This window comes from Rubrivivax sp. JA1055, assembly GCF_020966565.1.
Taxonomy (GTDB): domain Bacteria; phylum Pseudomonadota; class Gammaproteobacteria; order Burkholderiales; family Burkholderiaceae_C; genus Rubrivivax; species Rubrivivax benzoatilyticus.
In genome coordinates this window covers 182,841-195,790 of sequence record NZ_JAJKFP010000005.1, presented here as the reverse complement: position 1 = coordinate 195,790, position 12,950 = coordinate 182,841, and the positions used below count along the sequence as shown (strand labels likewise).

Annotated in this window: 13 protein-coding genes; 3 read left to right on the top strand and 10 right to left on the bottom strand. The window is 71.8% G+C overall.

Annotated features, from left to right (window positions below; translation table 11 throughout):
* Window positions 1-16: 16 nt before the first annotated feature.
* The 8 genes from LOC65_RS07610 to argS all read right to left on the bottom strand — a co-directional run bounded on the left by LOC65_RS07610 (window position 17) and on the right by argS (window position 8,136).
* A complete protein-coding gene (locus tag LOC65_RS07610) occupies window positions 17-655 on the bottom strand; it encodes a DsbA family oxidoreductase (protein WP_230247107.1) in 639 nt (212 codons plus the stop codon).
* Window positions 652-1,887, bottom strand: coding sequence for a class I SAM-dependent RNA methyltransferase (locus tag LOC65_RS07605; protein WP_164963519.1), 1,236 nt, complete (start codon window positions 1,885-1,887; stop codon window positions 652-654). The genes LOC65_RS07610 and LOC65_RS07605 overlap by 4 nt, the downstream gene beginning before the upstream one ends.
* A gap of 226 nt (window positions 1,888-2,113) precedes the next feature.
* On the bottom strand, window positions 2,114-3,616 hold the full coding sequence (locus tag LOC65_RS07600; RefSeq protein WP_230247106.1) for an RNA polymerase factor sigma-54: 1,503 nt from the start codon (window positions 3,614-3,616) through the stop codon (window positions 2,114-2,116).
* Between the two features lie 10 nt (window positions 3,617-3,626).
* Complete coding sequence (gene lptB, locus LOC65_RS07595) at window positions 3,627-4,385, bottom strand: LPS export ABC transporter ATP-binding protein (protein ID WP_009857862.1); 759 nt, start codon at window positions 4,383-4,385, stop codon at window positions 3,627-3,629.
* Window positions 4,385-5,005 carry a lipopolysaccharide transport periplasmic protein LptA gene (gene lptA, locus LOC65_RS07590; protein ID WP_009857861.1) on the bottom strand — a complete coding sequence of 207 codons (621 nt, stop codon included), beginning with the start codon at window positions 5,003-5,005 and terminating at the stop codon, window positions 4,385-4,387. Before lptA ends, lptB begins: the two co-directional genes overlap by 1 nt.
* 115 nt (window positions 5,006-5,120) lie before the next feature.
* On the bottom strand, window positions 5,121-5,768 hold the full coding sequence (locus LOC65_RS07585; RefSeq protein ID WP_009857860.1) for a thiol:disulfide interchange protein DsbA/DsbL: 648 nt from the start codon (window positions 5,766-5,768) through the stop codon (window positions 5,121-5,123).
* Between the two features lie 65 nt (window positions 5,769-5,833).
* Window positions 5,834-6,439 carry an SPOR domain-containing protein gene (locus LOC65_RS07580; RefSeq protein ID WP_029718884.1) on the bottom strand — a complete coding sequence of 202 codons (606 nt, stop codon included), beginning with the start codon at window positions 6,437-6,439 and terminating at the stop codon, window positions 5,834-5,836.
* Window positions 6,436-8,136, bottom strand: a complete 1,701-nt coding sequence (argS, locus tag LOC65_RS07575; protein WP_230247105.1) for an arginine--tRNA ligase — start codon at window positions 8,134-8,136, stop codon at window positions 6,436-6,438. Before argS ends, LOC65_RS07580 begins: the two co-directional genes overlap by 4 nt.
* 94 nt (window positions 8,137-8,230) lie before the next feature.
* Between argS and LOC65_RS07570 the strand changes: the two genes are divergently transcribed.
* Window positions 8,231-9,586, top strand: coding sequence for a serine/threonine-protein kinase (locus LOC65_RS07570; protein ID WP_009855384.1), 1,356 nt, complete (start codon window positions 8,231-8,233; stop codon window positions 9,584-9,586).
* 257 nt (window positions 9,587-9,843) lie between these two features.
* Here the strand turns inward: LOC65_RS07570 and LOC65_RS07565 are convergent, their stop codons facing one another.
* A complete protein-coding gene (locus LOC65_RS07565; RefSeq protein WP_009855383.1) occupies window positions 9,844-10,758 on the bottom strand; it encodes a sigma-70 family RNA polymerase sigma factor in 915 nt (304 codons plus the stop codon).
* A gap of 135 nt (window positions 10,759-10,893) precedes the next feature.
* On the opposite strand from LOC65_RS07565, the gene LOC65_RS07560 reads away from it, so the two are divergent.
* Entirely contained in the window at window positions 10,894-11,172 is a 279-nt protein-coding gene (locus LOC65_RS07560; protein ID WP_009855382.1) for a PsiF family protein, read from the top strand.
* A gap of 10 nt (window positions 11,173-11,182) precedes the next feature.
* Here the strand turns inward: LOC65_RS07560 and LOC65_RS07555 are convergent, their stop codons facing one another.
* Window positions 11,183-12,097 carry a LysR family transcriptional regulator gene (locus LOC65_RS07555; protein ID WP_009855381.1) on the bottom strand — a complete coding sequence of 305 codons (915 nt, stop codon included), beginning with the start codon at window positions 12,095-12,097 and terminating at the stop codon, window positions 11,183-11,185.
* A gap of 162 nt (window positions 12,098-12,259) precedes the next feature.
* Between LOC65_RS07555 and LOC65_RS07550 the strand changes: the two genes are divergently transcribed.
* Complete coding sequence (locus tag LOC65_RS07550; protein ID WP_164963516.1) at window positions 12,260-12,949, top strand: haloacid dehalogenase type II; 690 nt, start codon at window positions 12,260-12,262, stop codon at window positions 12,947-12,949.
* The last annotated feature ends 1 nt before the right edge of the window (window position 12,950 follow it).

The following is a 12,950-nucleotide window of genomic DNA, read 5'->3' as shown; positions in this document are numbered from 1 at the left end:
CGGCCGGGCCGGCCGTTCAGCGGCCGGCGGCGATCTCGCGCAGCGCCTGCTCGAAGACCTCGGGCGGCTGGCCGCCGGAGATCAGGTGGCGCTCGTCGACCACGACGCCCGGCACCGAGCGGATGCCCAGCGCCAGCCAGCGCTGCTCCTCGGCGTGCACGGCGTCGGCGAACTCGCCGCGTTCGAGCACCTCGCGGGCGCGGGCCTCGTTCAGCCCGACGCCGGCCGCGACCTGGGCCAGCACCTCGGGGTCGCTCGGGTTGCGGCCTTCGCCGTGGTAGGCGGCGAGCAGCGCCCGCTTGAGGTCCAGCGCCCGGCCTTCGAGACCGGCCCAGTGCAGCAGCCGGTGGGCGTCGAAGGTGTTCCAGATGCGCGTGCGCTCGCCGAAGGCGAAGCCGACCGCCGCGCCGCGTTCGGCCAGCGTGCGCCGCACGGCGGCGAACTGCTCGGGCGCGCCGCCGTACTTGCGCTGAAGATGTTCGTCGATGGCCTCGCCTTCGGGCGCCATGTCGGGGTTCAGCTCGAACGGGCGGACCTCGATCTCGGCCTCGATCTCGCCGGCCAGGTTCTCGAGCGCCCGCTCCAGCGACGCCAGGCCGACGGCGCACCAGGGGCAGACGACGTCGCTGACGAAGTCGATGTGCAGACGCTTCATGCGGCCTCCTTGTTGGACCCGGCAACCATGTCGAAGCGGAACAGCCGGCATTCGATGGGCCCGTTCCACATCGGCACGCGCCGGCTCTCCTTCAGCCGCATCAGCGACGGCAGCTTCATCTCCGGGCTCAGCACCCAGGCCGTCCAGCCGGCGTAGCGGCGTTTCCAGTGCGCGGCCAGCGCGCCGAAGAACTCGGCCGACGAGCCGCCGCCGTCGAAGCCTTCACGCGCGCCGCCGGGCGCGTCGCCGCGGGCGCTGCCGCTGCCCTTGGGCGCGATGCGCTCGCCGTACGGCGGGTTGAGCATCAGCGTGCCGCGTTCGGCCGGCGCCGGGCGCTGCAGCGCGTCGGCAGTCTTGAAGGCGATGGCCTGGCCGACGCCGGCGTTGGCGGCATTGCGCGCCGCGAAGTCGGTCATGCGAAAGCTCACGTCGCCGGCGAAGACCTCGACCGCAGGCGCGTGCACACGTTCGCGCGCGGCCTGCTGCAGCTCGCGCCAGGCACCGAGCTGGTCGCGGAAGGGCAGCAGGCGCTCGAAGGCGAAACGGCGCTTGATGCCCGGGGCGATGCCGCAGGCGATCTGCGCGGCCTCGATGGCGATCGTGCCGGCGCCGCAGCAGGGGTCGAGCAGCGCGCCGTCCTCCTCGCGGCCCTGCCAGCCGGCGGCGGCCAGCATCGCCGCGGCCAGCGTCTCCTTCAGCGGCGCCTCGCCCTTGACGCCACCGGCGCGTTCGTCGCGCCAGCCGCGCTTGAACAGCGCCTCGCCCGAGGTGTCGGCGTACAGCGTCGCGTGCTCGGGGCCGACGTACAGCTGCAGCGACAGGTCGGGGTGGCGGGTGTCGACGCTGGGGCGTTCGCCGCTCGTTTCGCGCAGCTGGTCGCAGACGGCGTCCTTCACGCGCAGCGTCGCGAAGTTCAGGCTCTTCAGCGGCGAACGCTGCGCCGCGACGTCGACACGCAGCGTCTGGCGCGGCGTGATCCAGTCGTCCCAGCGCACGCGGCGCGCGAGTTCGTAGAGCTCGTGCTCGTCGCGGTAGGGGCCGTCGATCAGCGGCCACAGCACACGCTGGGCGAGCCGGCTTTCCAGGTTCAGCGCCATCGCGGCGCGGGCGTCGCCGTCGACGAAGACGCCGCCGCGCACGGCCTCGGTGCGGCAGCCGGTGATGCGGGCGGCCTCGTCGGCCAGCAGCGGCTCGACGCCACCGGCGCAGGGAAGGAACAGGGAGACGGTCATGACGGCGGCGCGACGGACGAAAGCGCTGGACTGTAGTCCAGCTGCGGCGGCGGCGGCGCGTTGTGGCGGAGGACGCGGAGGACGGGGTCAGGAGGACGGGAGGACGGGGTCAGGTCTCGCAAGACCTGACCCCGGGCTGCCCGGGCTGCCTCAGCTGCGGCGGCGGCGCGTCGCGGCGGAGGACGGGGTCAGGTCCTGCGGGACCTGACCCTGGGCTGTGGTCGCGTCAGATCGCCCGGCGCAGCGAGGCCGGCGCGATCTTCAGCGCCTCGCGGTACTTGGCGACGGTGCGGCGCGCGACCTGGATGCCCTGCTCCTCGAGCATCTGCGACAGCTGGCTGTCCGACAGCGGCTTGCTGGCGTCCTCGGCCGAGACGAGCTGCTGGATCAGCGCCCTCACAGCGGTGCTCGACGCGTTGCCGCCGGCCTCGGTGTTCAGCGAGCTGCCGAAGAAGTACTTCAGCTCGAAGGTGCCCTGCGGCGTGGCCATGTACTTGGCCGTCGTCACGCGCGAGATCGTGCTCTCGTGCAGGCCCAGCTCGTCGGCGATCTCGCGCAGCACCAGCGGCTTCATCGCGATCGCGCCGTGGGTGAAGAAACCCTTCTGGCGCTCGACGATGGCCTTGGACACACGCAGGATGGTGTCGAAACGCTGCTGGATGTTCTTCATGAACCAGCGCGCCTCCTGCAGCCGCGACGACAGCCCGCCGGCGCCGTTGCGCTGGCCGCGGATCGCCTGGGCGTAGAGGTCGTTGATGCGCAGCTTGGGCATCACGTCCGGGTTCAGCAGCACCTTGAAGCCGCGCCCCGACTTCTGGACGATGACGTCGGGCACGATGATGTTCGACTCGGCCGGCGCGAACGGCCGCCCCGGCTTGGGCTCGCAGGCGACGATCAGTGCCTGCGCCTGGCGCAGCAGGTCCTCGCCGGCGCCGGTGGCGGCGGTCAGCTTCTTCACGTCGCGCCGCGCCAGCAGCTCCAGCGAGTGCTCGCAGATGCGGATCGCGACCTCGCGCGCCTCGCAGCGCGGCGTCGTGCGCAGTTGCAGCACCAGGCACTCGGACAGCGAACGTGCGCCGACGCCGGTCGGCTCCAGGCTCTGCAGCCAGCGCAGCGCGCACTGCAGGCGGTCGGCCAGGGCCTCGCGCTGCTCCTCGTCGTCCAGGTCCAGCATGTCGGCCAGGCGCGCGGCGATGTCCTCCAGCGGGTCGGCGAGGTAGCCGTCGTCGTCCAGCGACTCGATCAGCACGTGCAGTGCCGCAGCGTCCTCGGCCGACAGCCGCATGCCGGCGATCTGGCGCCGCAGGTGGTCCTGCAGCGTGCCGGCGCTGGCGCGGCGCTCCTGCGGGTCGAGGTCGTCGTCGCCTTCGGGCGCTGCCGCGGCCGGGGTCTCGCGGATGCCGTCGAAGTCGTCGCGCTCGGTGCCGTTCTCCCAGTCGTCGCGTTCGGTGGTGCCGAACTCGGCGGCGTCGACCTCGGCCGGTGCCGGCTCGGCGGCACCGTCGCCGTCGTCACGCTCGGCGACGCGGTCGACGGTGGCACGTTCGGCCGGCGCGTCGAACGGTGTCGCCGCGTCCTCGTCCATCTCCAGGAACGGGTTCTGCTCGAGCATCTGCTCGACTTCCTGGTGCCGCTCCAGCGTCGACAGCTGCAGCAGCCGGATCGACTGCTGCAGCTGCGGCGTCAGCGCCAGATGCTGCGACAGGCGGACTTGGAGGGAGGGCTTCATCGGCCGCGCGTCACATCTTGAAATGCTCGCCGAGGTAGACCTTGCGCACCTCGGCGTTCTCGACGATCGCCTGCGGCGTGCCTTCGGTGAGCACGCTGCCCTCGCTGATGATGTAGGCGCGGTCGCAGATGCCCAGCGTCTCGCGCACGTTGTGGTCGGTGATCAGCACCCCGATGCCGCGCGACTTGAGGAAGGCGATGATGCGCTGGATCTCGATGACGGCGATCGGGTCGACGCCGGCAAAGGGCTCGTCGAGCAGGATGAAACGCGGCTGCGTGGCCAGCGACCGGGCGATCTCGACGCGGCGGCGCTCGCCGCCGGACAGCGCCGGCGCCGGCGAGTCGCGCAGCTTCTCGATCGACAGGTCGTGCAGCAGCTTGTCCAGCAGCTCCTGGATCTGCGCCGGCTTCAGCGGCCGGCCGTCCGGGCCCTGCTGCAGCTCGAGCACGGCGCGGATGTTCTCCTCGACGGTCAGCTTGCGGAAGATCGACGCTTCCTGCGGCAGGTACGACAGCCCCAGGCGCGATCGCTGGTGGATCGGCAGGCGCTCGACCGGGCGGCCGTCGATGCGGATCTGGCCGGCGTCGGCACGCACCAAGCCGACGACCATGTAGAAGGTGGTGGTCTTGCCGGCGCCGTTGGGGCCGAGCAGGCCGACGACCTCGCCGGCGGCCACCGACAGGTGCACGTCCTTGACGACGCGCCGCTGGCCGTAGCTCTTCTGCAGGTTCTCGGCTTCGAGCCGGCTGCCCGCGACGGCGGTTTCCATCAGCGCTGGCCCCCGAGCGAGCGCGCCGGCGCCAGCGGCGCGGCCGAGGCCGGCGCGGCCGGCGGCGTGGCCGCCTTGTCGCTGCGCGGGCTCAGCACCGCGCGCACGCGACCGCTCGGGTTGGCACGGGTCGTCTCGCCGCCGGCGACGCTGAAGGTCTCGGCGGTGTTGTCCCAGACGATCTGCGAGCCGGTGATCTCGTCGGCGACGACCGCGCCGCGCAGCCGGCGCACCGCGCCGTTGCCGATGAAACGCAGCGTGTCGGCGCGGCCGTCGTACTCGATGCGGTCGGCCACGCCCTCGACGACCTCGTCGACGCCGTCACGCTTCTGGCGGTAGCTCGCCGGGCGGCCGGCGCTGCCGATGGCGGTGGCGGCGCGGTAGCCGTCGGCCGTCTCGCGCAGCTCGACGCGGTCGGCGCGGATGACCATCGTGCCCTGGGTGATGACGACGTTGCCGTTGAACTCGACGAGCTGGCGCTGCAGGTCGACCGAGCCCGGCCGGTCGGCCTCGACGACCATCTGGCGCTCGCGGTCGGCGCGCTCGGCGGCCGCGGCGGCGCACAGCAGCGCCAGCACCAGCGGTGCGGCACGGCGGAGGAGGGCGAAACGGAGCGTCATTTTCGGCACGAAACTTGCAAGCATTCTAGCCACAAGTTCGTGCCGTCGAACAGGGTTCGCGGGCCCCGCGTTGCGAGGCCGATGCGCCGGATCAAGACCCGGCGCGGGCCCGGGCTCAGGCGCCCTGGCGGGAGCGGGCGATCAGGAAGTCGGCCACCGCGAGCGCACGCTCGTGGCCGCCGGCCAGGGCGCCGGAAGTGTAGTACCGGCCCTGGATGCCCATCGCCGGCACGCCGTCGATCTTGTAGGCGTCGGCGAGCTGCTTGGCGCGGCTGGCCTTGGTCGCCACGCTGAACGAGCGGAAGGCGTCGCCGAAGCGCTTGCCGTCGAGGCCGTTGGCGACCATGAAGTCGATGATGTCCGACTCCGACAGCAGGCGCTTGCCCTGCACGTGGATCGCGTTGAACACCTTGCGGTGCACCGCGCCGACCTGGCCCATCTCCTCGAGCGCGTAGAAGATCTTCTGGGCGATCTGGTGGCGCGCGGTGAAGCCCACCGGCACGCGGCGGAACACGACGTCGGCCGGCAGGCGCTTGCTCCAGGTCTCCAGCAGCGGCTCGAAGTTGAAGCAGTGGCCGCACTCGTACCAGAAGAACTCGACGACCTCGACCTTCTTGCCCTCGGGGATCGAGGTCGGTGCGGGCGTCTGCAGCCGCACGTAATGCGTGCCCTCGACCGGCCCGCCCTGCGCGCGGGCGCCACCGGCCATCGCCAGGCCCAGGCCCGCACCGGCCAGTTGGATCGAGAAATCGCGCCGCTTCATGAGTTTCCTTTCGAGTGATCGGTGTCGTCGCATGGGACCGGCCGCACCCGTGCCGGGTTCCCTGCTCAGGGCTTCTCGGCGCGGACCAGCCGGGCGTCGATGTTCGCCGCCTGCAGCCGTCCCTGGACAGCCTCGGCGTCGTCGCGCGTGCCGTAGGGGCCCGTGCGCACCCGGTACATCGTCTTGCCGGCCTGCTCGCGCTCGCTCACCTTGGCCGTGAAGCCGAGCATCGCCAGGCGGGCGCGCTCCTGCTCGGCGTCCTCGGTGCGCGTGAACGCGCCGGTCTGCACGAAGTACACGAACGCTTCAGCGGCCCGGTCGGTGGACTGGCCGGCGAGGATGGCCGCCGGATCGCGGGTGGAGCCACCCTGCGCGGCCGGGGCGCTGGCGGGCGTCCGCGCGGCCGTCGGCGGCGCGGACGGTGCGGCCGTCGGCGCCGAGGCGGCCGCCGCCGGCAGCGGCGGCTGCTTGCCGGCCAGCGGCGCGTTCGGGTCCCAGCGCTTGTTGCGCTCGACCTCGGCGCTGTCCTGCTCGGCGGTGCGCTGCGGAACCTTGTCGATGAAGGGCACCGGCGCCTTGGTGATGTACAGCGCCACCGCCAGCGCGATCGCCAGGCCGGCGAGCAGGCCGACGATCAGCCCGAGCGCGAAGCCGCCGCGCTGGCCCTTCACGCCGGCACCTCTTCGGCGGCGGCGCGCGACATCGAGGTCGGCGCCGACACGCCCAGCATGCCCAGCGCGTTGCGCAGCACCTGGGCGGTGGCCGCCAGCAGCGCCATGCGCGCGCGGGCCAGCGCCGGGTCGTCGACGAGGAACCGTTCGCTGGCGTAGTAGCTGTGGAAGGCCGCGGCCAGGTCGCGCAGGTAGAACGCGACGTCGTGCGGCGCGTGTTCGGCCGCGGCGCGCTCGAGCATGCCCGGGTAGGCCGCCAGCTGCAGCATCAGCGCGTATTCCGACGGCGCCGTCAGCCGCGACAGGTCGGCGCCGGCGAAGTCGGTCTCGCCCTGGTACTGCGCCAGCACCGAGCAGATGCGCGCGTGCGCGTACTGGACGTAGAAGACCGGGTTCTCGTCGTTGGCCTTCAGCGCCAGGTCGATGTCGAAGACGAACTCGGTGTCGGCCTTGCGGCTGATGAGGAAGTAGCGCACCGCGTCGCGGCTGGTCCAGTCGATCAGGTCGCGCAGCGTGACGTAGCTGCCGGCGCGCTTGGAGATCTTCACCTCCTGGCCGCCCTTCATCACGGTGACCATCTTGTGCAGCACGTAGTCGGGGTAGCCGGCGGGGATGCCGACGCCGGCGGCCTGCAGGCCGGCGCGCACCCGCGCGATCGTGCCGTGGTGGTCGCTGCCCTGGACGTTGATGACCTTGGTGAAGCCGCGCTCGAACTTGGCGATGTGGTACGCGACGTCGGGCACGAAGTAGGTGTAGCTGCCGTCGGACTTGCGCATCACGCGGTCCTTGTCGTCGCCGTAGTCGGTGCTGCGCAGCCACAGCGCGCCGCCGTCCTCGAAGGTCTTGCCGGCGTCGACGAGGCGGCGCACGGTGTCCTCGACGCGGCCGTCGGCGTAGAGGCTGGACTCGAGGTAGTAGTTGTCGAAGCGCACGCCGAAGGCCTGCAGATCCAGGTCCTGCTCGTGGCGCAGGTAGGCGACGGCGAACTGGCGGATGCCGTCGACGTCGTCGGCGTCGCCCGAGGCGGTGAAGGCGCGGTCGTCGGCGTGCACCGTCTTCTTCGCGGCGAAGTCGGCGGCGATGTCGGCGATGTAGTCGCCGTTGTAGGCCGACTCGGGCCAGCCGTCGTCGCCGGGCTTGAGGCCCTTCAGGCGGCAGCGCGTCGAGGTGGCCAGGTTCTGGATCTGGACGCCGGCGTCGTTGTAATAGAACTCGCGCGTCACGTCCCAGCCCTGCGACTCGAACAGGCGGCAGATCGAGTCGCCCAGCGCCGCCTGGCGCCCGTGGCCGACGTGCAGCGGGCCGGTCGGGTTGGCCGAGACGAACTCGACCATCAGCTTGCCGGCGCCGGCCGGCTTGCGGCCGAAGGCCTCGCCGCCTTGCAGCACCTCGGCGACGACGGCCTGGCGCGCCGCCGGCTTCAGGCGCAGGTTGATGAAGCCCGGGCCGGCGATCTCGAGGGCCTGCACCCAGCGCTCGAAGGCCGGCTGGCGACCGAGCAGCTCGACGAGCTGCTGGCCGACTTCACGCGGGTTCTTCTTCAGCGTGCGCGCCAGCCCCATCGCGGCGGTGATCGCGAGGTCGCCGTGGGCGGCCTGCTTGGGGGACTCGAACGCGGCGACCGGGGCGGCGCCGGGGGCCAGTTCGGCCAGCGCCGCGGCCAGCGCCTGCAGCAGCTCTTGCTTGGCTTGGATCATCGGCCGATTCTACTTTTGGGCCCTGCTCCCGGCGCGGGCTCGCCGGGGCGCGGCGAAGGTGGCAACATCGGCCGGCCCCACACGGCCCGAGACGATGACCGACGCCCCCACCACGACGTCCACCTTCTTCGACCCCGACCTGCCCGAGCGCATCGGCAAGTACCGGGTGCTCGAGCGCCTGGGCGAGGGCGCCACCAGCGAGGTCTTCCGCGCCCGCGACGAGTTCCGCGAGGAGGACGTGGCGATCAAGCGCGTGCGCCCGGCGCTGGCCGCCGACTCGCGCGAGAGCCACTTCCAGCAGCGTTTCTTCGCCGCCGAGGCGGCGCTCGTCGGCCGGCTGCAGCACCCCAACGTCGTGCGCATCCTCGACGCGGTGGCCGACGGCCAGGCGCCGTACCTGGTGATGGAGTACGTGCCCGGCTCGACGCTCAGGCGCTTCTGCCGTGCCGACGCGCTGCTGCCGCTGGACCAGATCGTCGAGATCGGCTTCAAGTGCGCGATGGCGCTGGACTACATGTACCGCCAGGGCCTGATCCACCGCGACGTGAAGCCGGCCAACCTGCTGGCGGTGGTCGACGGCGACCAGGTCGTCGACGTCAAGATCACCGACTTCGGCAGCGTCTTCAACTTCGACACCGAGCGCACCCAGATCTACCGCGTCGGCTCGCTGGCCTACATGTCGCCCGAGCAGCTCGACGGCGACACGCTGGACTGCCGCGCCGACATCTATTCGCTGGCCGCGGTGCTGTACCACCTGATCGCCGGGCGCCCGCCGTTCGACGCCCAGCAGCAGCCGGCGCTGATGCACCAGATCTACCGCGCCGAGCCGCCGGCGCTGGGCCTGCTGCGCGAAGGCGTGCCGCCGCGGCTGGAGGCGCTGATCCTGCGTGCGCTGTCCAAGAAGCGCGACGAGCGCCCGGCCGACTGGAGCGCGTTCGCGCAGGCGCTGTCCGAACTCGTCGCCAACCGCGAGGTGACGCAGGGCCACGCCCAGAACGTGCTCGACTCCGAGCGCTTCAACCTGCTGCGCAAGCTGGAGTTCTTCTCGCGTTTCGGCGACGTCGAGCTCTGGGAGGTGGTGCACCGCGCGAAGTGGCAGCGTTTCCCCTACGGCCACGCGCTGTTCCGCAAGGGCGACACCGGCAACGCCTTCCACATCGTCGCCGCCGGCCAGGTGGACGTCTACCGCGACGGCCAGCGTGTCGCCCGGCTGGGCATGGGCACCTCGGTCGGCGAGATGGCCTACCTGGCGCCCAGCGAGGAGCTGCGTGTGCACAGCGCCGACATCCTGGTGTCCGAGCCGTTGACCAGCATCTCGTTCACGCCGGAGACGCTGGTGCAGCTGTCGATGGACACCCGCCACCGCTTCGACCAGGCCTTCATCGGCGTGCTGGTGCGCCGGCTGCACGCCGCGCACGAGGCGCTGGCGCATCCGCGCCGCATCCTCTAGGCGTCGGCGCGGCAGAAGCCTCGCCGACGCCTAGCCTGCGGCTTTGCGTACGGCTCCCCCGAGCCCCTCCGAGAGGGTGCTCCAGCTTGTTCGACGGCTCCCTCCAGCCTCCCTCCGCGAGCGAGGCTCCAGTCAGTCTGACGAGTGCCTTTGCGCCGTTCAGCGTGCACCGAGCACGTGCCTTCGGCGCGTGCGCGTTCCGCGCCCAACAGCTCGTTTGAACGAGCACGTGCCTTCGGCGCGTGCCCGTTCCACGCCTACCAGCGCGTGCCTTCGGGCACGTCGATGTGCACGCCGAAACGTTCGGCCGGCGAGACCAGCACGTCTTCCATCATCGCGCCCCACGGCCCGGCTTCGGGGCGCGCCTGCAGCTCGCGCTCGCGCTGGGCGACCAGCGCCTCCATGTCGGCGCGGTCGGGCCGGCGGGTGCGGTCGGTGGCGCGCTGCTGCGGCGCGGTGCCGAAGCGCTGCGCCATGCGCCGCAGCAGCCCGTGGTACATCTGCGAGACCCGCGACGGCGTCACCTTCAGCGACGCCGCCAGCTCCACCGGCGACATGCCGATGCCGAGGTAGGCGTCGATCACGCGGCGCTCGCGCTCCGGCAGCTGGGCGAAGAAGGTCTCCAGGTGGCGCAGCACGATCGCCGTGTCCACCCGCGCCTCGACCTCGTCCTTCTCGGTGGCCGGGTGGTGGCGTTCGGTGAACTCGGGCTCGTCGTCCTCGCCGCTGCTGCTGCGCTGCTGGCTCGCCTGGGCCAGCTGCTCGAGCAGCGCCACCTCCTCCAGGTCCATCTTGCACAGCCGCGCCAGCTCGGCCAGGCCGGCCTCGCCGCCGTTGGTCGAGCGCCAGCGCTCGCGCGCGATCTGCAGCACCTTGATCTTGCGGCGCTGGGCGCGGGTCAGCACGTCCATCTGGCGCAGCTCGTCGATCATCGCGCCCTTGACGCGCTGGCGGGCATAACGCGCGAAGGCCTCGTGCGCCTCCGCGGTGTCGGGGTCGCCGTCCCAGACGAAGCTGAGCGAGGCCTGGGCCACGGCGATCAGCCCGACCTGGATCAGGTCGGCCTTCTCGACATTGGCCGGGAGGTGGCGCACCAGCGACTGCGCCTGCTGGCGCACCCAGCTCTGATTGCGGGCCACGAGGGCCGAGGGCACACCCTCCAGCGAGATCATGGGCGCCTATCTTCCGGCCCGCGGCGGCCGGCCACAAGCATCGGGCTGGAAATTCGCCACGATTGCCCCTGGCCCGCGGCCCGGGCCTCTGATCCAATCGACGCCGGCCCCGGAGGGCAGACCAGGAGAAACGACATGAAGAGCACGATCATCGCCGCCGCGATCGCGGGCCTGCTGGCCTGCGGCACGGCGCTGGCCGCCGAGACGGCGCAGCAGAGCAAGATGAAGACCTGCAACCAGGACGCCGGCGACCGCAAGGGCGACGAGCGCAAGGCGTTCATGAAGGAATGCCTGTCGGCCAAGCCGGCCAAGGCGACGCCGCAGGAACGCATGAAGACCTGCAACGCCGAGGCCGCCGGCAAGACCGGCGACGAGCGCAAGGCCTTCATGAAGGAGTGCCTGTCGGCCAAGTGAGTTTCCTGCTTCAGACGGCGGCCCGGGCCCAGTAGCCCGGGTCGCCGTAGCTGTGTTTGACGAAGTCGATCCACAGCCGCACCCGCAGCGGCAGCAGCCGCCGTTGCGGAAACACGGCGTAGATGCCGTTCGGCGGCGCGGAGAACTCCTCCAGCACCGCCACCAGCTGCCCCGAGGCGATGTCCTGCTGCACCTCCCAGGTGCTGCGCCAGGCGATGCCCAGGCCCGCCCGGCACCAGGCGTGCAGCACCTGGCCGTCGCTGCAGTCCAGCCGGCCCGTCGGGCGCAGGTGCTGCACCTGGCCGTCGACGAGAAAGGCCCAGCCGCGCGTCTGGCTGGCGTCCGACGACAGCGTCAGGCACTCGTGGCGCGCCAGGTCGGCCGGCGTGCGCGGCACGCCGGCACGCTGCAGGTAGCGCGGCGAGGCCACGCACAGCCGCCGGTTGTCGGCCAGGCGCACGCTGACGAGGCTGGAGTCGGCCAGGTCGCCGACGCGGATCGCGCAGTCGAAGCCCTCGTTGACGATGTCGACGACGCGGTCGCTGAGGTTCAGCGACAGGCTGACGTCCGGATGCTCGGCCATGAAGCTGGGCACCAGCGGCGCGACGTGGCGGCGGCCGAAACCGGCCGGCGCGGTGATGCGCAGATGGCCGCTGGCCTTGACGCCGCCGGCGCTGACGCTGGCCTCGGCGTTGCCCAGGTCGGCCAGCACCTTCTGGCAGTCCTCCAGGAAGGCGCTGCCTTCGTGGGTCAGCGTGATGCGCCGCGTCGTGCGCAGCATCAGCTTGACGCCCAGCCGCTCTTCCAGCGCGTCGATGCGCCGCCCGACCACGGCCGGTGCCACGCCCTCGGCCTGGGCTGCGGCGGTGAGGCTGCCCTTGGTCGCGACGGCGACGAAGGATTCGATCTGCTTGAGGCGCGGCATCGGCGGGATTCGTGATTCCGGTAGCCGGATTGCCGGCTGATCTTACGCTGGCTCCGTGCCTTGAAGGTTGGAATCGGGCCGGTTTCGTGCGCCTGGTGCACAGGACTCCGAACTCCGGCGTACGCAATCGCGGCCGCGGCGGCGATTAGATTCCTCTGCACCATGGTCGCCCGCACGCCCGCCCCGCCCCGCGCCGTCGTCTTCGACGCGTTCGGCACGCTGTTCGACGTCTACAGCGTGGGCCTGCTCGCCGAGCAGCTGTTCCCGGGCCACGGCGAGGCGCTGGCCCAGCTCTGGCGCGACAAGCAGATCGACTACACGCGGCTGGTGTCGATGAGCGGCCGCTACCGCCCGTTCTGGGACCTCACGCGCGCCGGCCTGCGCTACGCCGCCGCGCGCCGCGGCCTGGCGCTGGACGCCGCCACCGAGGACCGGCTGATGAACCAGTACCGGCACCTCAGCGCCTTCCCCGAGGGCCGCGAGGTGCTGGAGGCGCTGAAGGCGCGTGGCGTACCGGCGGCCATCCTCAGCAACGGCGACCCCGAGATGCTGGCCGTCGCGGTGCGCAGCGCCGGCTTCGCGCCGCTGCTGCAGCACGTCATCAGCGTCGAGCCGGCGCAGCGCTACAAGACCGACCCCGCCGCCTACGCGCTGGCGCCGGCGACGCTGGGTGTCGCCGCGCGCGAGATCCTCTTCGTCTCCAGCAACGGCTGGGACGCGCTCGGCGGCACCTGGTACGGCTTCACGACGCTGTGGGTCAACCGCGCCGGCCTGCCGCCCGAACCGTTCGACACCGCCCCCACGCGCACCGGCACCAGCCTGCGCGAGGTTCTTTCGTTCTTCCCTTCCTGAA

Coding starts and splice junctions, on each gene's coding strand:
- LOC65_RS07610 (WP_230247107.1), bottom strand. CDS start 655: ATGAAGCGTCTGCACATCGACTTCGTCAGCGACGTCGTCTGCCCCTGG.
- LOC65_RS07605 (WP_164963519.1), bottom strand. CDS start 1,887: ATGACCGTCTCCCTGTTCCTTCCCTGCGCCGGTGGCGTCGAGCCGCTG.
- LOC65_RS07600 (WP_230247106.1), bottom strand. CDS start 3,616: ATGAAGCCCTCCCTCCAAGTCCGCCTGTCGCAGCATCTGGCGCTGACG.
- lptB (WP_009857862.1), bottom strand. CDS start 4,385: ATGGAAACCGCCGTCGCGGGCAGCCGGCTCGAAGCCGAGAACCTGCAG.
- lptA (WP_009857861.1), bottom strand. CDS start 5,005: ATGACGCTCCGTTTCGCCCTCCTCCGCCGTGCCGCACCGCTGGTGCTG.
- LOC65_RS07585 (WP_009857860.1), bottom strand. CDS start 5,768: ATGAAGCGGCGCGATTTCTCGATCCAACTGGCCGGTGCGGGCCTGGGC.
- argS (WP_230247105.1), bottom strand. CDS start 8,136: ATGATCCAAGCCAAGCAAGAGCTGCTGCAGGCGCTGGCCGCGGCGCTG.
- LOC65_RS07570 (WP_009855384.1), top strand. CDS start 8,231: ATGACCGACGCCCCCACCACGACGTCCACCTTCTTCGACCCCGACCTG.
- LOC65_RS07565 (WP_009855383.1), bottom strand. CDS start 10,758: ATGATCTCGCTGGAGGGTGTGCCCTCGGCCCTCGTGGCCCGCAATCAG.
- LOC65_RS07560 (WP_009855382.1), top strand. CDS start 10,894: ATGAAGAGCACGATCATCGCCGCCGCGATCGCGGGCCTGCTGGCCTGC.
- LOC65_RS07555 (WP_009855381.1), bottom strand. CDS start 12,097: ATGCCGCGCCTCAAGCAGATCGAATCCTTCGTCGCCGTCGCGACCAAG.
- LOC65_RS07550 (WP_164963516.1), top strand. CDS start 12,260: ATGGTCGCCCGCACGCCCGCCCCGCCCCGCGCCGTCGTCTTCGACGCG.